This is a genomic window from Paraburkholderia sp. BR14320 (assembly GCF_040948665.1).
Classification (GTDB): domain Bacteria; phylum Pseudomonadota; class Gammaproteobacteria; order Burkholderiales; family Burkholderiaceae; genus Paraburkholderia; species Paraburkholderia youngii.
The window spans coordinates 96337-116853 of sequence record NZ_JBFPKG010000018.1; the positions used below are offsets into that span (position 1 = coordinate 96337).

At 63.2% G+C, this 20517-nt stretch carries 22 protein-coding genes; 12 read left to right on the forward strand and 10 right to left on the reverse strand.

Annotation, left to right across the window (positions count from 1 at the left end; genetic code table 11):
• Window positions 1-779 precede the first annotated feature (779 nt).
• Window positions 780-2531: an ABC transporter permease gene (locus tag AB3X89_RS18595; protein ID WP_368584578.1), complete on the forward strand. Its 1752-nt coding sequence runs from the start codon at window positions 780-782 to the stop codon at window positions 2529-2531.
• A gap of 19 nt (window positions 2532-2550) precedes the next feature.
• On the forward strand, window positions 2551-3897 hold the full coding sequence (locus AB3X89_RS18600) for an AAA-associated domain-containing protein (RefSeq protein ID WP_176109243.1): 1347 nt from the start codon (window positions 2551-2553) through the stop codon (window positions 3895-3897).
• Window positions 3898-3964: 67 nt separating this feature from the next.
• On the opposite strand, the gene AB3X89_RS18605 is transcribed toward AB3X89_RS18600, so the two are convergent.
• The 3 genes from AB3X89_RS18605 to AB3X89_RS18615 form a co-directional block, all read right to left on the reverse strand.
• The gene (locus AB3X89_RS18605) at window positions 3965-4501 is read right to left on the reverse strand and encodes a hypothetical protein (RefSeq protein WP_368584579.1); all 537 of its coding nucleotides are present in this window, start codon (window positions 4499-4501) and stop codon (window positions 3965-3967) included.
• A complete protein-coding gene (locus AB3X89_RS18610; protein ID WP_368584580.1) occupies window positions 4498-5076 on the reverse strand; it encodes a hypothetical protein in 579 nt (192 codons plus the stop codon). The genes AB3X89_RS18605 and AB3X89_RS18610 overlap by 4 nt, the downstream gene beginning before the upstream one ends.
• A 249-nt stretch (window positions 5077-5325) precedes the next feature.
• Window positions 5326-6384, reverse strand: a complete 1059-nt coding sequence (locus AB3X89_RS18615; protein ID WP_368584581.1) for a sigma-54 interaction domain-containing protein — start codon at window positions 6382-6384, stop codon at window positions 5326-5328.
• A gap of 408 nt (window positions 6385-6792) precedes the next feature.
• Between AB3X89_RS18615 and AB3X89_RS18620 the strand changes: the two genes are divergently transcribed.
• The 6 genes from AB3X89_RS18620 to otsA all read left to right on the forward strand — a co-directional run bounded on the left by AB3X89_RS18620 (window position 6793) and on the right by otsA (window position 11578).
• Window positions 6793-7110 (forward strand): YqjD family protein, encoded by a 318-nt coding sequence (locus AB3X89_RS18620; RefSeq protein ID WP_368584582.1) that lies wholly within the window; start codon window positions 6793-6795, stop codon window positions 7108-7110.
• Window positions 7111-7209: 99 nt separating this feature from the next.
• Window positions 7210-7461: a hypothetical protein gene (locus AB3X89_RS18625; RefSeq protein WP_368584606.1), complete on the forward strand. Its 252-nt coding sequence runs from the start codon at window positions 7210-7212 to the stop codon at window positions 7459-7461.
• Window positions 7462-7748: 287 nt separating this feature from the next.
• Window positions 7749-9149, forward strand: a complete 1401-nt coding sequence (locus AB3X89_RS18630; protein ID WP_368584583.1) for a sigma-54-dependent transcriptional regulator — start codon at window positions 7749-7751, stop codon at window positions 9147-9149.
• 120 nt (window positions 9150-9269) lie between these two features.
• A complete protein-coding gene (locus AB3X89_RS18635; protein WP_368584607.1) occupies window positions 9270-9515 on the forward strand; it encodes a hypothetical protein in 246 nt (81 codons plus the stop codon).
• Between the two features lie 191 nt (window positions 9516-9706).
• A complete protein-coding gene (locus AB3X89_RS18640) occupies window positions 9707-9919 on the forward strand; it encodes a hypothetical protein (RefSeq protein ID WP_013088803.1) in 213 nt (70 codons plus the stop codon).
• Between the two features lie 231 nt (window positions 9920-10150).
• Window positions 10151-11578, forward strand: a complete 1428-nt coding sequence (gene otsA, locus AB3X89_RS18645) for an alpha,alpha-trehalose-phosphate synthase (UDP-forming) (protein WP_368584584.1) — start codon at window positions 10151-10153, stop codon at window positions 11576-11578.
• A 179-nt stretch (window positions 11579-11757) separates the two neighbouring features.
• Here otsA and AB3X89_RS18650 read toward each other — a convergent pair whose 3' ends face one another.
• The 5 genes from AB3X89_RS18650 to AB3X89_RS18670 form a co-directional block, all read right to left on the reverse strand.
• Complete coding sequence (locus AB3X89_RS18650; protein ID WP_368584585.1) at window positions 11758-13176, reverse strand: MFS transporter; 1419 nt, start codon at window positions 13174-13176, stop codon at window positions 11758-11760.
• A gap of 118 nt (window positions 13177-13294) precedes the next feature.
• The gene (locus AB3X89_RS18655; protein ID WP_013088806.1) at window positions 13295-13798 is read right to left on the reverse strand and encodes a YbhB/YbcL family Raf kinase inhibitor-like protein; all 504 of its coding nucleotides are present in this window, start codon (window positions 13796-13798) and stop codon (window positions 13295-13297) included.
• 237 nt (window positions 13799-14035) lie between these two features.
• Window positions 14036-14482, reverse strand: coding sequence for a very short patch repair endonuclease (locus tag AB3X89_RS18660; protein WP_368584586.1), 447 nt, complete (start codon window positions 14480-14482; stop codon window positions 14036-14038).
• A 30-nt stretch (window positions 14483-14512) separates the two neighbouring features.
• A complete protein-coding gene (gene dcm, locus AB3X89_RS18665; RefSeq protein WP_368584587.1) occupies window positions 14513-15817 on the reverse strand; it encodes a DNA (cytosine-5-)-methyltransferase in 1305 nt (434 codons plus the stop codon).
• A 158-nt stretch (window positions 15818-15975) separates the two neighbouring features.
• Complete coding sequence (locus AB3X89_RS18670) at window positions 15976-16302, reverse strand: hypothetical protein (RefSeq protein WP_368584588.1); 327 nt, start codon at window positions 16300-16302, stop codon at window positions 15976-15978.
• A 205-nt stretch (window positions 16303-16507) separates the two neighbouring features.
• Here AB3X89_RS18670 and AB3X89_RS18675 point away from each other — a divergent pair, with 205 nt between their 5' ends.
• From AB3X89_RS18675 to AB3X89_RS18690, 4 genes are all read left to right on the forward strand, one after another.
• Window positions 16508-16699: a CsbD family protein gene (locus AB3X89_RS18675; protein ID WP_013088810.1), complete on the forward strand. Its 192-nt coding sequence runs from the start codon at window positions 16508-16510 to the stop codon at window positions 16697-16699.
• A gap of 229 nt (window positions 16700-16928) precedes the next feature.
• On the forward strand, window positions 16929-17150 hold the full coding sequence (locus AB3X89_RS18680) for a hypothetical protein (protein ID WP_368584589.1): 222 nt from the start codon (window positions 16929-16931) through the stop codon (window positions 17148-17150).
• Between the two features lie 128 nt (window positions 17151-17278).
• Window positions 17279-17986: a glutathione S-transferase C-terminal domain-containing protein gene (locus tag AB3X89_RS18685; RefSeq protein ID WP_368584590.1), complete on the forward strand. Its 708-nt coding sequence runs from the start codon at window positions 17279-17281 to the stop codon at window positions 17984-17986.
• Window positions 17987-18135: 149 nt separating this feature from the next.
• Window positions 18136-18975 carry a hypothetical protein gene (locus AB3X89_RS18690; RefSeq protein ID WP_368584591.1) on the forward strand — a complete coding sequence of 280 codons (840 nt, stop codon included), beginning with the start codon at window positions 18136-18138 and terminating at the stop codon, window positions 18973-18975.
• An 854-nt stretch (window positions 18976-19829) separates the two neighbouring features.
• Here AB3X89_RS18690 and AB3X89_RS18695 read toward each other — a convergent pair.
• Both AB3X89_RS18695 and AB3X89_RS18700 read right to left on the reverse strand, forming a co-directional pair.
• The gene (locus AB3X89_RS18695) at window positions 19830-20168 is read right to left on the reverse strand and encodes an SHOCT domain-containing protein (RefSeq protein ID WP_368584608.1); all 339 of its coding nucleotides are present in this window, start codon (window positions 20166-20168) and stop codon (window positions 19830-19832) included.
• Between the two features lie 2 nt (window positions 20169-20170).
• A complete protein-coding gene (locus tag AB3X89_RS18700; RefSeq protein ID WP_368584592.1) occupies window positions 20171-20515 on the reverse strand; it encodes a hypothetical protein in 345 nt (114 codons plus the stop codon).
• Window positions 20516-20517: the final 2 nt, after the last annotated feature.

Sequence of the window (20517 nt, forward strand, 5' to 3'; positions counted from 1 at the left end):
ACCCTCTGATCCGTCTGGCTGTGACATGCAACTTGCTTGTTGGTGGGCAGCGCGCTCTCAACGCTGTGTCGTTATCTGCGTCAGCTGCGGTTTCGTTCCGTCACGAGCGACGTGCGTTGCGCCGTCGCCATGCCCGGATTGAACCGCTGATAAACAGGTACGTCGTTTCCCGATTTTAACCGTCGCGAAGCACGTTGCCACCGTTATTGCTGGGATGCTGTCTGCATATGCCGCGCCGATCAGATTCTTAACGGCATCCGCGCGGCATTCTTGATAGGTGTGTGGACGGATGGAGCGAATGAGCGGCGACGGCCGCGGTGTCGCGCCGATGTGGCTTGCGCACCACGCGACGAGACAGTCCCGCGACCTGTCACGCTGACGTACGCGCGAGCAGGGTACAGTGCGGCGCGGCGGCGCGTGCCGGGGCTTGCTGAAGCCTTACGCCACGGCCTTGCGACGCCGTCTCGCGATTTGCGGCGAAAGGTTGTGCCTGAAACATAGGATGGTGTAGTGTCGTGCCGTCCAAAACGAGGAAAGCCCGCCAGCCCTCGGGCGGCGCACGCGGCGACAGGAGTTCGGCGTGATGGTTGTGGTCGTGGGCGACGCGTCCACGTAGCTGTCCATTGCCGGCCCATGTGCCTCCAACGCTAACGATTTACCACGCACGCGCGTTTTGCCATGCCTGATTTCCGCTTTCCGGACCGACCCATAGACCGCCGCGGAGCAGCCGCGGCCTCCTTCGAGCGTTCGAATGCCTGTTTCAAGAGGGAGGGCATCTGATGGATTTCAGCTTCAACCTGAAGCGCACCGCCAATGCGTCGGCATGGCGGGTGTTGCCCAACCGCTGGGACTTCGTCGCATTCCCGCTGATCATCTGCCTGATCGCGATGGCGTCGATCGGCTTTCACGAGACGCTCGCGCCGATGTCGACGCTAAAGACCCAGGCGATCTCGCTCGATCCGGCCAACCTGCCCGAGTACGCGATGCGCACCACGCTGCGCATGCTCGCGGCGATGGTCGCCTCGCTGATCTTCACGCTGGTCTACGGCACGCTGGCCGCCAAGAGCCGCCGCGCCGGCCTCGTGCTGGTGCCGATTCTCGACATCCTGCAGTCGGTGCCGGTGCTCGGCTACATCTCGTTTACGGTCACCTTCTTCCTCGCGATGTTCCCGGGCCGCGTGCTCGGCGCGGAACTCGCCGCGATCTTCGCGATCTTCACGAGCCAGGCGTGGAACATGACGTTCAGCTTCTACCAGTCGCTGCGCACGGTGCCGCGCGACCTCGATGAAGTGTCGCGCGGCTTTCACCTGACCGCGTGGCAGCGCTTCTGGAAGCTCGAAGTGCCGTTCTCGATGCCGGGCCTGATCTGGAACATGATGATGTCGATGTCGGGCGGCTGGTTCTTCGTGGTCGCTTCCGAAGCGATCACGGTCGGCAACAACACGATTACGCTGCCGGGCATCGGCGCCTACCTGGCGCAGGCGATCGGCGACAAGAACCTGCACGCCATAGGCTGGGTCATCCTCGCGATGACGGTCGTGATCCTCGCCTATGACCAGCTGCTGTTCCGTCCGCTCGTCGCGTGGGCCGACAAGTTCCGCATGGAGTTCACGAGTTCGGGCGATGCGCCGGAATCGTGGCTGCTCGATCTGATCCGCCGCACGCGGCTGATTCACCGCCTGCTGGTGCCGCTCGGCTGGATGTTCGCGCGCGCGGCTCGCGTGCGCTTCCAGTTGCCCGCGTTCAGCGCGCCGCGCTTTCACATGCCGCAGCGGGAGAAGAACTCGAAGCTCGGTGACATCATCTGGGCGACGATCGTGCTGCTCGCCACGGTGTACGTGGTGTACCGCGTGTTCCTGTATGTGCGTACCGGCGTGACGCTCGACGAAATCGGCCACGTGCTCGTGCTGGGCCTGATCACGCTGCTGCGCGTGGTCGTGCTGATCGCGATCGCGTCCGTGATCTGGGTGCCGGTCGGCGTGCTGATCGGCCTGCGCCCGGCGCTCGCGGAGAAGGTGCAGCCGCTCGCGCAGTTCCTCGCGGCGTTCCCGGCGAACCTGCTGTTCCCGGTGTTCGTGATCGTCATCGTGCGCTTTCACCTGAATCCGGACATCTGGCTGTCACCGCTGATCGTGCTCGGCACGCAGTGGTATATCCTGTTCAACGTGATTGCCGGTGCAAGCTCGTATCCGAACGACTACCGCGAGGCGGCCAAGAATTTTCACATCCGCGGCTGGCAGTGGTGGCGTCAGGCGATGCTGCCGGGCATTTTTCCGTACTACGTGACGGGCGCGATCACCGCGTCGGGCGGCGCGTGGAACGCGAGCATCGTCGCGGAGTTCGTGCAATGGGGCGATACCAGGGTTGCCGCGCATGGCCTCGGCGCCTATATCGCGCAGACCACCGCGGCCGGCGACTATCCGAAGATCATCGTGGGCATCGCCGTGATGTCCCTGTTCGTGACCCTGTTCAACCGTCTGCTGTGGCGCCCGATGTACGCCTACGCCGAAGGCAAGCTCCGTCTAGATTGAGAAATGAAGGCTTAACGCGATGCAAAATCCTAAAGCTGCTATGACCGCCGCGCCGATCCAGACGCCGCCGAAGCCCCCGCGCCTCGGCGAGGAAATCCTGCGCGTCAAGGACGTGTGCCGCGGCTTCAACAAGACTCAGGGTGAACTGCTCGTCCTCGACGACGCGAATCTGTCGCTGCGCGAAGGCGAGATCGTCGGTCTGCTCGGCCGTTCGGGCTCGGGCAAGTCGACGCTGTTGCGTATCATCGCCGGCCTGATCGAGCCGACCGACGGCGAAGTCACGTACATGGGCAAGCCGCTCGAAGGCCCGGCGAAGGGTGTCGCGATGGTGTTCCAGACCTTCGCGCTGTTTCCGTGGCTGACGGTGCTGCAGAACGTGGAAGCGGGTCTCGAGGCGCAAGGTGTCGGCGCGTCGGAGCGGCGCACGCGCGCGCTCGCGGCGATCGACCTGATCGGTCTCGACGGCTTCGAAAACGCGTATCCGCGTGAGCTGTCGGGAGGCATGCGCCAGCGCGTCGGCTTCGCGCGCGCGCTCGTCGTTGATCCCACACTGCTGCTGATGGACGAGCCGTTCTCCGCACTCGACGTGTTGACCGCGGAAACGCTGCGTACCGACCTGCTCGATCTGTGGACGCAAGGGCGCATGCCGATCAAGGCGGTGCTGATCGTCACGCACAACATCGAGGAAGCGGTGTTCATGTGCGACCGCATTCTGGTGCTGTCGTCGAACCCGGGCCGCGTGATCGCCGAGATCAAGGTGCCGTTCAAGCATCCGCGCAATCGTCTCGACCCGGCGTTCCGCCGCCTCGTCGACGAGATCTACGCGAAGATGACCGCGCGCCAGACCGACGAAAAGACCAAGAAGGGGCTCGAGCTCGGCAGCTGGCTGCCGCACGTGTCGACCAACCTGATGGCCGGTCTGATCGAGACGCTCGCCGCCGCGCCGTATCACGGCCGCGCGGACATGCCGGAAATCGCGCGGTCTCTGCATCTCGAGGTCGACGATCTGTTCCCGATCGCCGAAGTGCTGCAGCACCTCGGTTTCGCCGACGTGCGCGAGGGCGACATTTTCCTGACGCCGCCGGCGCGCGTGTTCTCCGAGTTCGGTACGCAGGAACGGAAGATGATGTTCGCCGAGCATCTGCTGCGGCACGTGCCGCTCGCGGCGCGGATCAAGAAGGTGTTGAACGAGCGGCCGGGGCATCGTGCGCCGCGCGTGCGCTTCGAGCAGGAGCTGGAAGACTTCCTGTCGGACAGCGCGGCGGAAGAGACGCTCGACGCGGTGATCAACTGGGGCCGTTACGGCGAGATCTTTTCGTATAACGACCAGACGGAAATCTTCAGTCTGGAAGACGTGGAGTCTTGAGTCTGGGTTGCCGCGGAAACGATCGCGGTTCAGACAAAAAAGCGGCGAGGAAAACCTCGCCGCTTTTTTATTGCAGGTTGCCCCAGCGTGGGACCGCCGGCTCGGCCGTCGCCCACTTCCAGCCCTTGTCCTGCTGGCACGCGCTGGCCGTGAACCACCTCTCGGGCGCGTTCGGGCCGTCGCCGTCCTGCACCGAGAACACGAAGTCTTTGCACAGCGCGAGCGCCGAGTTAACCGCGCGCGTCACGCGCACCTGGCCGTGACCGTTCTCGATCGGCAACGTGTGCTTGACCGACCATGGTTTCGTTTCGCCGACCGGCATCGTGCCGACCAGCGCCGCCATCAGATCCTGCTGGTCTTTGTGCATGCTGCGCATGTAGCGCGCGACCGCTTCGTCGGTGGCGGCCTGCACCGCCACGCCGACGCCGAGCGCGACGGCCGGATTGCTGGTCACGATGCCCGAAGCGACACCCGCCGCCGCGCCGCTCGCGGCGCCGATCGACGCGCAGCCGCTCGCCAGCAGGCTCGCGCCGACGCATAGCGCGCCGGCCGCGACGAGCCGAAGCCGATCACCCCACGGAACGCCAGGCGAACGCAATTTCATTGCAGCGCACCCCAGCGCTCGGTGGCGGGTTCGGCCGATGCCCAACGCCAGTCCTTACCGTCACGGCAAACCGATGCGATGTAAAACGCGCTGCTCGCGGGCTTGTCGCGCGTTGCGGTCTGATCGACGGAAAAAACGATTTCCTTGCAGTCGAGCGCGCCGGTGCTGATCAGGCGGCTGACGGTCACGCGGCCGTGCTCGTCGTCTTCGATCGGGAAAGAGTGGGTGATGCTCCAGGGAGCGACCGCCCCGATCTCGAGCGGACCGGCCGCCTGCGCGATGCTGTTCTGCGTATTCGTGTGGACCACGCGCTCCGAATACTGCACGCCGGCGCGCGCGGCGGCGACCGCGCCGAGACCGATACCGGTCGCGACCGCCGCATTGCTGGTGACCTTGCCCGCGACCGCGGCACCCGCGATACCGGCGCCCGCGACCGCGCCTTCCGAGTACAACGAGCTGCAGCCGCTCAATGCCGACGATATTGCCAGCGCCAGCGCGATCAGCGCTGTTACGTGGGGGCGTTTGCCTGCGACAACGGAGTTCGCGTTGTCGGCCCACACCATGTTCTTTTGCATTTCTCCTGTCCCTGCCCGTACAGGTGCCTGCGTTCACGCGTCGCGCGTGTAAACGAAGGACACGTCGTATTATTACGCTGCCGCATTGTGCAGGATGCGTTTTGTAATTGGCAGCGAAAAAATGCAAGAAATTGCAAAACATCGTGCGCCGCGATGTTTTCTGCTGCATGGGCGGGAAGGCTTGCCTGGCTCTGCCAGGTATTTGGGAACGGCCGCCGCCATGGGCGAACGGCCTACGTTGCAGCGCGCCTATGAGTCGGCTTCGTCTTCGCCGCTTTCGTCGCCGTATGCGCTCAGCCGGTTGTACAGCGTTTTGAGGCTCACGCCGAGCGCCTTGGCCGCGCGCCGCTTGTCGCCGCCGCAGTACTTGAGGGTGCCGAGAATGATCTGCTTCTGCGCGTCGGCGAGCGGCGTGCCGATCCACACGCTCATCGCGTCGCCTTGCGTGACCGCTTTCTTGACTCGCGACGCAAGATGCGGATGCGGCAATTCGACGGTCTTCTCCGCGAGAATGAACGCGCGATACACGGCGTTCTTCAACTCTCGCACGTTGCCCGGCCACGACCATGAACGCAGCGTTTCGATCGAGCGTTTGCTGAAGCTCTTGTTGGTGGTTTCCTGCTGATTCAATTGCGCGAGGAAGTATTGCGCAAGCAACTCGCGATCGTTTTCGCGCTCGCGCAGCGGCGGCGCGCGCAGCGGAAACACCGCGAGCCGGTACATCAGATCCTCGCGCAAGCCGTTTTCCTTGACCGCCACCGCCGGGTCGCGATTGGTCGCGGCGATCACGCGCACGTTGCCGCTGATCAGCTCGTTGCCGCCGACCCGATAGAACGTGCCGGTTTCGAGCGCGCGCAGCAGCTTGACCTGGCGCACCGGCGCCATTTCGGTGATTTCGTCGAGAAACAGCGTGCCGCCGTTCGCATGTTCGAAGTAGCCGATGCGGCCTTGGACCGCGCCGGTGAAGCTGCCTTTTTCGTGGCCGAACAGCTCGGCTTCGATCAGCTCATCGGGAATCGCGCCGCAGTTCACGGCGACGAACGCGCCGTCCTTGCGGCCGCTGCGCTCGTGGATGGTGCGGGCGATCAGCTCCTTGCCGGTGCCGGATTCGCCGATGATCAGCGCGGTCGCGTCGGTATCGGCGACGCGTTCGATCTGCTCGTACAGATCGAGCATCACCGGCGACGAGCCGTACAGCAGCCCGTACGATTTCAGTCCCGCGACGGCATCCCCGACGCGCTGCTTCGCTTGTGGCGAAGCATTGCCGCCGGCGGACACGGTGGGCGAGTCCAGATCGATTGACGCCATAAAAAGGGGAGTCCTGTGCAAATGAAGTTCGTGATGCGGCGCGCAGGCCTTGAATGCGATAGACCGTACAGCCACTATCTCATAAAAGACGATTTAACCACTTCGACACGGCTTCCCGCAATCGAACTGGCAGCCGCGGCGGCCGCCGTGCGCGCAATCGGTCGAAAGTGCTCGAAATTGGCCTTTTTCAGCGCGCTGAAGCGGTAAATATACCGGGCACATGCATTGCATCATTGACCGTTTGACCGAGTCGTGCGAGCTTTTGACGGCTACGTCGCAGCGCTGCCGACCAGCGCAAAGCGGCAACCTGTCAACCCGCATCGCGCGGCTAAGCCCAAACGATCGCACCGCTTGGAGCGGCAATTCCGCGGCAACGCCACGAACGCCGAAGCAGACGAGGAGTAAACGATGACTGACACCACGCAACAACTTGCACTCGGCGGACAGAAGATCGTCGAGGATCTTCGGGTGCTGCTGAGGGACTCGGAGGAAATGCTGCGGCTCGCCGCCAACGTGCCGGGCGAAGGCGTCAATGCGTTGCGCGACCGGCTCGGCACGCATGTGGAAACGCTGCAATCGACGCTCGGCGACGCGCAACGCAACGTGCATCGACGCTATCGCGAGGCGGCGGTTAGCACCGAGCACTATGTGCGCCACAACCCGTGGCGTTCGCTTGCGCTCGCGGCGGGCACCGGATTTCTGCTCGGCGTGCTGGTTGCTCGTTAGAGGCGGCGCGGCGAGCGACGCGCGCATCGGCTCGCTGGATGGCGGGGGCACGTCTGGCACGAGCCGCACTCATCCGCATCACGATCCAAGGAGTTCATGATGACACGACCCACGATTGGTTTTTTTGGCGCATTGATGGCACTCGGCGGCTTTCTGGCGGTTCGCTACGTGCAGCACAAACGCACGGGCCAGATTTCCCCGGCCCGAGAACTCAGCCGCTGGGAAAACGAGGGCGGTGCGGTAGCGGCGCCGGCAACCTTGTCGACGGAGCTCGCGCCCGCCTCCCAGAGTACGAACGGTTCAGGGCAGGCTGACGGCGAACACCGCGCATGGCCGTTTCCGCGTGGCTAACGCGCTGCGCTCGAATCCCAGGGTGGGCGGCGGTGCAGCCAGATCGGCGGTCGGCGCCTGGAAGGATTGTTAAATGAAGTTCTATAAACCCGTATAATAGGCAAATAGACAACAATCACGCAGTAATCGGCCGGAATTTGGCCTTTATTGTTGCGCTTTTTCATCAAATGGTCGGCGAGGCGGGACACACGTCGAATCCGCGTCATTCAGCCGACCCGATCCAGCGGCATGCCCATGGGGATGTTCCGCATATTTTCTGACCCACGCTTGCAGGCTTTCGAAACGCGATGCCACATGTACTGATTGTCGATGACGACGCAAGTACCCGCGAGGCGCTTTCCGCCATCATTGGGGAAGACGGGCTGACCACCGCCACCGCGGGCGATCTGCGCGAAGCGCGTATTCAACTGATCCGGCAGATGCCGGACGTCGTATTTACCGACCTGAAGCTGCCCGACGGCAGCGGGGTCGATCTGTTCGAAGATCTCGATCCGCGCTCCGGCGTCGAAGTGATCGTGATCACCGGTCACGCAACGGTCGAGTCGGCGGTCAGCGCGCTGAAAATGGGCGCGGCCGACTACCTCGTGAAACCGATCAACATGCAGCGGGTGAAGGCGATCCTGTCGCGTCTGCCGCGCGCCGGCGACCTGAAGGCCGAGATCGGCACGCTGCGCGGCGAGTTGCGCCGCATGGGCCGCTTTGGTCTGATGCTCGGCAATTCGCCGGCGATGCAGGAGGTCTACGACCAGATCAGCCGCGTCGCGCCGACGGCGGCCTCGGTGATGCTGGTCGGCGAATCGGGCACCGGCAAGGAAGTCGCCGCGCAGACCCTGCACGAGCTGAGCCTGCGCCGCAAGCACGCGTTCCTCGCGGTCAACTGCGGCGCGATTTCCCCGAACTTGATCGAGTCGGAAATGTTCGGCCACGAGCGCGGTTCGTTCACCGGCGCTGACCGGCAGCACAAGGGCTATTTCGAGCGCGCGAACGGCGGCACGCTGTTCCTCGACGAAATCACCGAGATGCCGATCGAGCTGCAGGTGAAGCTGCTGCGCGTGCTCGAGACCGGCATGTTCATGCGTGTCGGCACGACCAAGGAAATCGAAACCGATGTGCGCCTGATTGCGGCCACCAATCGCGATCCCGAGCAGGCGGTGCTCGAAGGCAAGCTGCGGCTGGACCTTTACCACCGGCTGAACGTGTTTCCGATCAGCCTGCCGCCGCTGCGCGATCGCGGCAAGGACGTCGAACTGCTCGCGCAATCGTTCCTCGATGAGCTCAACGAGCGTCACGGCACGAAGAAGCATTTCCCGGTCGCGGTGAAGGAGATGCTGCTGTCGTATCCGTGGCCGGGCAATGTGCGCGAGCTGAAAAACTACGTGCAGCGTGCGCACATCATGTCGAGCGCGGATTCGGATACCACGGCGACCGTGCCGTTGCAGATCACGCTATCGAAGCCCGCGACCGGCACCGCGATCACGATCCCGTTCGGCACCTCGCTCGCGGAGGCCGACCGTCAGCTGATCCTGGCGACGCTCGAGCAATGCGGCGGCGTGAAGACGCGCGCCGCGGAAATTCTCGGCATCAGCCTGAAGACGCTGTACAACCGGCTCGTCGAGTACGGCAACGATGCGCGCGACGACGGCGATCCCACCGACGAATCACGCGCGCTCGGCGACGCGGACGCCTGATTCGCGCTCGTTCGCGCGTCATCTGCATCATCAGCGATCGCCCGCCCGGGCTTCTGGGCGGGCATCCGAACGGCACAGGCCTTGCTGCGCTCCAGTGGAACGCAAAACGAGGTCACCGACATGCCGCACCTGCCGCATTCCGCTGCCGTTTCCCCGCCGTCCGGGCCGTTGCGCGCTCACCGGCCCGAACCGGTCGAGCCTCCCGCCACGCCGCCGAACCCGGCCGAACCCGACACGATTCCCGGCCCGACACCCGAGCCGATCGAACCCGTGGAACCGGTCACGCCGCCGATCGGCGATCCGCCGCCGCAGCCAACCCAAACGCCTCAAGCCGCCGTCCGACGGTCGCGACCACCGCAACGCTGATGCGACCCTCGATGACGTACGATCGCGCGCTCGATCCAACCGCCCCCGCACTGCAGCGGACCTTGGTCCGCTGCAGTGCATTGCTGTACTTGTTACAAAGCCGGCGCATGTTTTACCGGCAATTTACGGTTTCGCCCCCTAGACTGTAGGGATGCCGCAACAAGCGGCAGGCTTCCCCCGGAGGCACGATCATGAGACACCCCGCATTGCGACGTTCCGCGCGGCACTCCAAGCGCGGACCACGGCCGGCCGATGTCAAGACTGAACCGGCGGAGTCGCCGGACCCGGCCGCGCAGAACCGGATCGCCCCGCATACGCCGCCGGACGGCGAGCACAACCAGGGCGGGGTGCGTCAGGAAGGCCTCGAATACCAGCGCGATCTCGGCTCGGAACAGGACGCCTGACGCAGCGCAGTACGCGGGCGGAGTGTTCCGGCGACTATGACGCCGGTAAGAAGACCTCCGCTTTGGTCAGATTTAACAGAAAAATTTTCTTCGCAATAAGTGATGATTGCGGGGATTAGCTCGTTTGTCACATTTCCATACAGCTTTATTTCCGATATCTCAAATATCGGCACGTTGCTTGCATGCACCGTTTTGGCGCAATTCCGCATACAACGAAACAATGGAGCACTAATGAGCAGATTGATCGTGGTATCGAATCGTGTCGCACCGATTCAGGAAGCGCGTCCGGCAGCGGGCGGGCTCGCGATCGGCGTGCTGGACGCACTGAAGGAAACCGGCGGCGTCTGGTTCGGCTGGAGCGGCGAAACGGTCAGCGAGCCATCCGCGCCCGTGATCGAGAAGCAGGGCAACGTCACCTACGCGACGGTGGGCCTCACCAAGCGCGATTACGACGAGTACTACCGCGGTTTTTCGAACACCACGTTGTGGCCGACCTTCCACTATCGCAACGACCTGTCCCGCTACAACCGCGAGGACTACGCGGGCTACCAGCGCGTCAACGCGACGCTCGCGAAGCAGTTGAAGGAACTGCTCAAGCCCAGCGACATCATCTGGGTGCACGACTACCATCTGCTGCCGTTCGCGCGTTGCCTGCGCGATCTCGGCGTGAAGAACCCGATCGGCTTCTTCCTGCACATTCCGTTTCCGGTGCCCGAGGTACTGCGCACGATTCCGCCGCACGAAGAGCTCGTCAAGGCGATGTGCAGCTACGACGTGATCGGTTTTCAAACCGAGGCGGATCGCCAGTCGTTCGTCGACTATATCGAGCGCGGTCACCACGGCACGTCGAGCGAAGACGGCATGGTGCACGCGTACAACCGCTTCCTGAAGGTCGGCGCGTACCCGATCGGCATCTATCCGGATGCGATCGCGAAGGCCGCCGAGCAGTTCACCGACCGCAAGGCGGTGCGCAGCCTGCGTGACGGCATGCGCGGGCGCAAGCTGATCATGAGCGTCGACCGGCTCGATTATTCGAAGGGGCTGGTCGAGCGCTTCCAGGCATTCGAGCGGCTGTTGCAGAACGCGCCGGGCTGGCACGGCCGCGTGTCGCTCGTGCAGATTGCGCCGCCGACCCGCGCGGACGTGCAGACTTATCAGCGCATCCGGCAGACGCTCGAAGGCGAAGCGGGCCGCATCAACGGCCGGTTCGCGCAACTCGACTGGACGCCGATCCAGTATCTGAACCGCAAGTACGAGCGCAATCTGCTGATGGCGCTATTCCGCCAGTCGCAGGTCGGCTATGTGACGCCGCTGCGCGACGGCATGAACCTGGTGGCCAAGGAGTACGTCGCGTCGCAGGACCCGGCCGATCCGGGCGTGCTCGTGCTATCGCAATTCGCGGGCGCGGCCGAGCAGCTGCCGGGCGCGCTCGTCGTGAATCCGTTCGATCTGTCGCAGATGGCCGAAGCGCTCGAACGCGCGCTGTCGATGCCGCTCGCCGAGCGTCAGGCGCGTCATGCGGACATGATGGAGCCGATGCGCGAGAACAATCTGTCGGTTTGGCGCGATACCTTCCTGGACGATCTGCGCCACGTCGCGACCGCTTCTTCGGTGACGGCCAAAGCGGTAAAGCTCGCTGACGTGACGGCATCGTCCTGAGCGGACAGTCGCGGCCCGCGCGTGGGCGGGCGATGCGTGGGCCGGTCACGTCGTGAATGAAGTGACAACGAAGATCGAAGCAAAAAGGGCGTGCATCGCGTCGTGCGATGCGCGCCCTTTTTCGTGGGTGCGTTGCGCGTCGAGCGGCCACAAACCCAGCCACAACGCGGCCACAACCCTCAAGCCGGCTGCGTCGCCTTCTGCATGACCCGCATCGTGCTGACGACCGCCGCGACCGCCGAGAACCCCGCGGCCACATACAGCGCGATGACCGTCCCGCTTTGCGGCGCGACGCCGAAGATCAGCGCGACCAGCGCCGCGCCGAGCGTTTGCCCGGTCAGGCGCGCGGTGCCGAGCATGCCGCTCGCGCCGCCGCTGCGTTCGCGCGGCGCGGACGACAGCATCGTGCGATTGTTCGGCGACTGGAAGATGCCGAAGCCCGCGCCGCACAGCGCCATGCGCCACGAAATCTGCAGTGCGTCCGGGTGAGGTCCGAGCGTTGCGAGCAGCAGCAGGCCGACCGTCATCGCGGCGAGCCCGACGCCGCCGAGCCAGCCGGACGATATCCTGTCCGACAGGACCCCTGCAATGGGCGCCGCGACGATGATGATCGCGGGCCACGGCGTCATCAAAAGACCGGTTTCGACCTGCGACATACCGAGCGTTTCCTGCAGCAGGAACGGTAGCGACACGAACGCGAGCATCTGCGCGCAGAACGAGCAGACCGACGTCCCGATCGACAGCGCGAACACCGGAATACGCAGCAGGTCGATCGGCAGCAGCGGCGCGGGCCGCGTCAGTTGCCGGCGCACGAAGAAGTAGCCGACCACCAGAGCACCGAGTGCTTCGAGCGTCACGTAGCCGAAGCGCTGGCCGTGGCCGAGGCCATCGACCGCGAAAATCAGCAGGCCGAACACGATCGCGTTCATCACCGCGCTCAGATAGTCATACGGTGATTCGTGGCCGGGGTTCATCGGCAGCGCCTTGAAGCCGCCGACGATCGCCGCGATCCCGATCGGCACGTTGATCGCAAACAGCCACGGCCACGTCGCGATCGCGAGCACGCCAGATGCGACCGTCGGTCCGACCGCCGACGACACCGCCACCACCATCGCATTGATCGAGACGCCGCGCCCGAGCTGCGCCGGCGGATAGATCATGCGGACGATCGCGGTGTTCACGCTCATGATGCCGGCCGCGCCGAAGCCTTGGACCACGCGCGCGAGCGCGAGCGTCGCGAGCGAGTTCGACAGCGAGCAGCCGAGCGACGCGACCGTGAACAGGATCAGACCGGATAGATAAATGCGCCGATAGCCGATGCGGTCGCCGAGCGACGCCATTGGCAGCAGCGAGATCGTGATCGCGAGCTGATACGCGTTGACGACCCAGATCGACGCAGCGGCGCTCGCGTTGAGATTGCGCGCGATCGTCGGTAGCGCGACGTTGGCGATTGCGCTGTCGAGCACCGCGAGCGTCAGCGACAGCGCGATGACGAGCATCGCCCAGTAGCGTTGTGGAACCGGCAGGCCTAGTTCCTTGCCTTCGAAGCGGGGAGTGGAGGGCGTCGGGCCATCCGTGCGCGGGGAGGGTGCGTGCATCGATTGTTCGATTTGTCGGAGATGTTGCCGCGCCTGTGCGCGGCTCACGCGCCGGCCGCTCTTGGCATACCGGTCGGCGCGGCGGCGGCGTTACCAGCGCGCCGGCGCCGCGCTCGCGTCATTTAAGTTCGTAAAGGCCGGTGTGGGTCGTCGAGTCGATTTCGTTCAGATGCGTCATGAAGCGCGCGACCGCGTTGGTGGTTTCCGCGCTGACCGGCAGATGCGGCACCTTCAGCGCATGCAGCCGGAAAATAAACCGATGCGTGCGATCACCGCGCGGCGGCGCGGCGCCGCCGAAGCCGACTGTCCCATAGTCGTTGCGCAACTGTATCGCGCCCTGCGGCAGCAACGAGCCGTCGGCCTTGCCGGCGTTGCGCGGCAAAGAGCGCGCGTCGGCCGGGATGTTGACGACGACCCAATGCCAGAAGCCGCTGCCGGTCGGCGCGTCGGGATCGTGAACGGTGAGCGCGAAGCTTTGCGTGTCCGCGGGTGGCGCTTCCCATTGCAGTGACGGCGAGATGTTTTCGCCGTCGCCGCCGAACGCCTTGTCGTTGTACTCGTGGTCTCTCGGCATGAAGCCGTTGTTGGGAAAGTCGTCGGACCAGAGACGGAAGTCAGCCATGATGTGCCTCCCTTGTTGATTGCTTCTGGGATCGTCGGAGTGCGCGATGTCCCGGCGGCGAGGCGCATCTCGCGGCATGCCGGAGCGCGTGAGGACGTGCCGTGAAAGCGCCGGGAAAGCACCCGGAAAACGCCGCCGAAGCGTGCCTCGAAGGTATCTCGAAAGCATGCCGGGTGAGCTTTTCGAGTGTAGCACCAGCGGCCGGAGACTCGCGCACAAGGCAGCCCGCGTGTGGTTTCAGCCGCGTTCCTCGAACTCCGGCGCGTCGCTTCTAATCCACGCGACGAGCCGCTCGATCACACCCGCGATATCGCGATTCGCACCCCGCAAAGCGCATTCCCACACAACCGCGACGCGCCAGCCGCTCGCCATCAGCGCGGCGCGCACCTTGTCGTCGTTGCTGCGATTGCGGCCGATCTTGTCGCGCCAGAAGTCGGGCCGCGTCTGCGGCCATTTGAACAGATGACAGTCGTGGCCATGCCAGAAGCAGCCATGCACAAGCACCACGGCGCGATAACGCGGCAGCACGATGTCGGGGCGGCCGGGCAGATCGCGCGCGTCGAGCCTGAAGCGCAGACCCCGCCGATGCAGCAGGCTGCGGATCAGCACCTCCGGCTTGGTGTTGCGGCCGCGAATGCCGGACATCATCCGGCTGCGCGTCGCGCTATCGACGATATCGACCATCGTCAGAGGGCCAACGGGTCGCGCGGCCGCTCAGGCGTACAGCGGCAGGGAGTGTTTCGAGGCATCGCGGGTCGGGTGGGCGAGCAGGGTTTGCACATGCGGCAGCATGATACGCGCCACTTCGCGCATCACCGGCATCACGACGCTGTTGCCGAACTGCCGGTAGGCCTGCGTATCGCTGACCGGAATCCTGAAGGTGTCGGGAAAGCCCATCAGCCGCGCGCATTCGCGTGGCGTCAGACGACGCGGGCGCAGCGCCTCGCCCTGATAGACGAGTATTTCGGAGCCGTCCTTGTGATAACGCGCGGAAAGCGTGCGCGTCACGCTATCTGGATACGCCATGCCGAAACCGAAGCCGTTGCCCGCCGCGCGATGCTTGGCCGCGTAGTTCTGCAGATACGCCCACAGCTTCGGGGTGAGCGTGTACTTCGGCTGCACGCGGCGCGCGGCGTGGTCGAAGAAGCGGTCATGGTCCCACGGCAGCACGGGTTCCGTGCCGTCCGTGCGATGCAGGATCGCGCCGAGCCGGGGACCCTCGTCGGGCAGCCGCAGGTCGTCCCACGTGAACGCGGTCTTGCCGCGAAAGCCGACGATGATGATGCGCTCGCGATGCTGCGGCGTGAAATGCTGGCCATCGATCACGCGGTAGTGCACTTCGTAGCCGAGCTCGTCGCGCAGCGTTTGCAGGATCACGTCGAAGGTGCGGCCCTTGTCGTGCGACAGCAGATTTTTCACGTTTTCAAGCAGGAATGCGGCGGGGCGCTTCGCGGCGATGATCCGCGCGACGTCGAAAAACAGCGTGCCTTGGGTCGTGCATTCGAAACCGTGCGGCCGGCCAAGCGCGTTTTTCTTGCTGACGCCGGCGATCGAAAACGGCTGGCACGGAAAGCCGCCGAGCAGCACGTCGTGGCTCGGCACGTCCTCGGCGGGAAACGTGACGATGTCGCCGATCAGCGCGTGCGCGCCGCCGCTCGCGGCGCTGTCGCCGTAGTTCTGACCGTAGTTCTCGCGATAAGTCCGCGTCGAGAATTCGTTCCACTCGCTGGTGAACACGCATTCGCCGCCGTGCGCCTCGAAGCCCATCCGAATGCCGCCGATACCCGCGAACAGATCGATGAAGCGGAAGCGCGCCGTGTCGCCCGCCTGTTGCGCCTCACGCGCGCCTTGCCGCAGCAGATCGCGCAACGCGGGTTCGAGCATCGCGGGACAAGGCGTTTCACCTTTTTCCCAGCGACGCACCGTCTTGATGTCCTTGCCGACATGGGCTGCGATTTCGCGTTGGGTGAAACGGGCGCGCGCCTGCTTGAGCAGGTCGAATGGGGCGACGAGGGTCACGTGGCGTCCTGGCTGGGAATTTTTGCGGACATTATGACCTAAGGTCGTCCCCTTTCCCTATTTTTAGCGCGGATTGATCAGGATTTTTTCGCGATATGTCGCGTTGCTGTGATTGTCGGCGGCGTAGGAGCGGTGAGGCAGTGTGTGGGCTGGCGAGATCAGGCCGACTTCGCCTTCTTCGCCGGCTGAGCCGGTTCGAATCGCGAGGTCGGAGCGGGCGCGAAGCGTTCCCATTCGGGCAGCGGCGTCGAGGCGAGCCGATCGAGCTGCAGCAGCAGGCTGTCGACTTTATCCAATTGGGCGGGAGATAGCTGGCCGCTGTCGACCAGCGCGGTCAGCCGTTTGCGCCAATAGGTGGCGGGCAGGATCGGACCGCCGAAATCGCCACGCAGCGATACGTGCATCACGCGTGCGATGTGCGCGATATCGTGGTCGATCAACGCAGCTTGCGATGATCCCGAAATCGTAGTGTCCGTATGGTCCATGACTCCTCCCTGAACGCATTTACGGCGGTGCGCGGCGAGACTTTAGGCCTAATTTGATAAAAAATTTGCCCGATCGCCCATCGGCATTCGACGATGGCGCCGCGCCGCGCGCGGCACGGCCCCCGGGAACAGCCGTTGCTGATTCCCACATACCGGCGGAATACCGCGCCGGCATCTCTGTCGACTACGCATATGGGAGCCGAACATGAACAAGGATCAAGTGAAGGGCGTTGGCGAGCAGGTCAAGGGCAAGGTCAACGAGGCCGTCGGCAAGGCCACGAACGACCCCGCGAAGGAACTCAAGGGCGATGTGCAGCAGGGCGCCGGCAAGGTGCAGAAGGCCTATGGCGATGCGAAGGAGGACGCCAAGGACAATGCAAAGCGCGGTCATCACTGACCCCGTTCGGCGTAGGTTGCCGTAACGGCGAGGCGTCGCGACTGTCGCGGCGCCTTTGTTTTTCGGACGGTGCAGATCGGAGCGCGCCAGTCCGATTTCACTGTTTGGGTCGCGGCTGACGCTCGCGCGGCGGCCGGCCTGGGAGTAACCCGTGATCACGATGATGGGCATTCCGCACGCGCCGCGAGCCCTTTAGACTTGGCGCAAATCCCAGCAGGAGGTCGCGCCAATGACACCCGAAAAGATACTTTCGATGTTCGAACGGCAGTACCTGGAAGGCAAGGCGCCGCCCGATCTCGAAGCGACCTGTGCGAGCTTCGCGACGTGGCTTGCGGCCGCGTGGGAACTGCTCGACGGCACCGAGAAGACGCTGCTGGTGACGGTCGGCGCGACGTTGTGGCGAGAGGGCTTCAACCTGCGCGCGGGCACGGCGACGAAGGACTTGTGGTGATCCGCCGATCGCGAACGGCGCTGTTGCCGCGGCGTCTGTAAGGTCTTCGCGCGGCCTCGCACGCGTTGTGGCGAGTCGGTTTATATTGGGCGGTCTTGCAATTTCTGACCCTAGGGCGACCCGAACCCATGACCGATTTATCCGCTTTCGCGATCACGAAGAAATGGCCGGCCGAGCATCCGGACCGGATTCAGCTCTATTCGCTGCCGACGCCCAATGGCGTAAAAATCTCGATCATGCTCGAGGAAACCGGCTTGCCGTACGAGCCGCATCTGGTGCGCTTCGACACCAACGATCAGATGACGCCGGCGTTTCTGTCGCTGAACCCGAACAACAAGATTCCGGCGATCCTCGATCCGCACGGTCCCGACGGCAAACCGCTGCCGCTGTTCGAATCGGGCGCGATCCTGATCTATCTGGCCGACAAAAGCGGCCAGCTGATCCCAAAGGACGCCGCTGGGCGCTACGAGACGATCCAGTGGGTGATGTTCCAGATGGGCGGCATCGGTCCGATGTTCGGCCAGGTCGGTTTCTTCCACAAATTCGCCGGCAAGGAATACGAGGATAAGCGTCCGCGCGATCGCTACATCGCCGAATCGAAGCGGCTGCTCGGCGTGCTGGAACAACGCCTCGACGGACGCGCCTGGGTGATGGGCGACCAGTATTCGATCGCCGATATCGCGATCTTCCCGTGGGTGCGCAATCTGGTCGGCTTTTATGAGGCGGGAGAGCTGGTCGGCATTCAGGACTTCCCGAACGTGCGGCGCGTGCTGGCTGCGTTCGTCGAGCGTCCGGCGGTAGCGCGCGGCCTGAATATTCCGCAGCGGCCGGCCTGATGGCCTGCGTCGCCTCGGCGGTTCTTCGTGTCCTTGAAATTAGTACCGCTGAGCGCGTATAACTTTTTAGCTGAGTAAAGTTCTTACCGGCTTTTCGGGCGGCCTTCGCGCGGCAGCGCCGTGATGCGACCGGACAAAAAGGTGGAGCAATGAGCGCCGTTACATTGTTCGCATGGTCCGTTCCGGCGTATTTCCAGGATTCCGTGGTCGATCACACCTGGGTCACGACTTACGACAGCCGCGTGAAGATATATCCGGCGCTGGCGGATGTCCTGCTCGCGGGCGAGCATTATTGGTACAGCTGGGGCAGCTTCCACGCCCGAGGTGGGACGCCGGTCAGTGCGGATGGTTTTCTGGCTTCCGGCGCGGCAAATCTGCTTTATGCTAGTTGCTTATGTAAGCCCGATGTGGACTCCAACATCGATCCGGCCGCTCGTGGAACGATCTTCAGCTATGGTCGCGATGGTGTATGCCATCAGCTGTCGAACCAGATTCTTTGGGCGACCGGCGGCGCTGGAGCGGCTCCAGCTACGGTGCGCGCGTCCAGGGGCTACTGGTTGAGCAACGCGATCTTCGGAACGTACGGCAAGCAGCATGCTGCATGGGCGAGCAAAAAGATTCAGTGCTCGACACCAAGCGGGAGTAACGCCATGAAGTCAGCACATCAGGAATCCGATGTCGACGATTTTCAGGAGCATCTTCAGGCGACCTTGAAGGGTCCCGACGCGCAGGCGAAGATCAAGTCGTTGATGAATCATCGCCACGCATTTATGGTGCAGGTCGAGCGTTTGCAATACGCCCCGCAGGGTAGCGATGCTCCGTCGGCCTCGGAGCTCAATCAGGCCTATTCGTCTTTTCTCCACGACGCCGCCGACATTCTGGGTGCCGAGGACTTCGAGCGAGTATTCGGTGAACGCCCAAAGGATCACATGAACGTCGTCGATCCTTCGATATACGAGCAAAGTCTGCGTCGGCCGATGCAAAAATAACGGGGCCGTTGGACTGGCGTCGCCTCAGACGCGTTTCGCGATCACCGTCGTCGAACTCGCAAGGTCGAGATTCTTTTTTGCGCTTAGCTGTTTCACGAACGATCGATCCAGCAGATGACAGAGGAAATACTGAAGGCTTGGGGCTATTTCCACGATTGGTTTCTGGACAGCGTGGTCATCGGGCAGAATCGAGCTTTCCGAACCGCTGTCCGGCGACGGCAACGAGGACCAACTACCAGAAGAACTGAGCGGGACGATGGAGATTCACATTCGCGGCGATTAGTCAGCGCTGTTGGAGCCCATGTTGTAATACTTTTGCGGGCAACGCCGGGAAGCTATCTGGTCCCCCTGACAGGGTTCGATTAACGAAATGGCGGGGGAGAAGTTGGGGTCGCCTGTAGGGCTGAGGATCAATACTAGCAAGGGTTTCAGCAAAATGCCATGGGAAATCCGCCAATGCCGCAGTCAGCCCATGTAGTACCTCAGGGAGCGGAATTGTAGTACCCGTCGCCAAGCTTTTCCATGGTGAGCCTCGCCCCTTGAACGAGAACCGACCCGCACGGGTGCGAGGAGGAAATCGAATCCGGACCCCAGCCCCCGCCCCGGCGTCAATCATCTCGGGAAACACATGCGCCCGCTTTGCGGAACCCCCGGGAGGCGGGGCGGGAGTCCTTTCCTCTGGTCTTTTCGAATTTTCTGTGGGAGGGGCACTCACGAAGCCGCTTCAACAACAACGGCAGCAAAGGTTTAGCGGGTTTTTTGAAAGCAAGGGCGCGGCCGAAGGTACCGGTCTTTTGCTCCATGCGAAACGAAGAAAAAGCGTGGCGAAGGCAACATGCACCACCGAACCGCTATCACATCGTCTTTAGAATCTCCTGTCTTTTCGTCTCGTATTCCTCTTCGCTGATCAGGCCCTGCTTGTACAAGGTCTTCAGTTCGGTCAGCCTCTGAGCAGAAGTTGCATTGCCCGTGACAGTCTGAGCGGGTGTGCAAGCCGCAACGCACACCTTGAGCGCTTCATTGCAATGGGCTTGTTCGATTAAGGGGAAAAGCTTGAATCCTGTGGTGCAATTTGAGTATTCCGACGAGCAACGTTGTGCGCACGTCGAATCAACCTTACTTAGATCAAGTTCGGGAGCAGCGATACACCCAGTCAAAACCATGGTTGCCGCAACAGTAATCAAGCGCTTCATTTTCACTTATTCTCGATAGTGGTGACGCCATTATCCTTGCGCATTTGGTAATTGGCCTGATAACGTGGGTCGTTCTCGTTCAAACACAGGAACGTAATCTCTGCCTCCCCACATCCGCCGTGCAAAGCACATTCGTAAGAATTTTGTGTCTGCAGTAGGAGTCGTTTGCCTTGCGAAACACAAAAGGTGTTTGCCTCTTTCAGCGCATCACCCTTCGCTCCAGAGGGGCCCGAGAACGGAACACGCACTGACACCGTGTACGCATCTTGTCCGATCGGAACGGGGCCGGTGTCCGCACATGCTGCGAGGAAGATTGTCGCTATTGCGAGTACTGCGGTATTGCGCATTA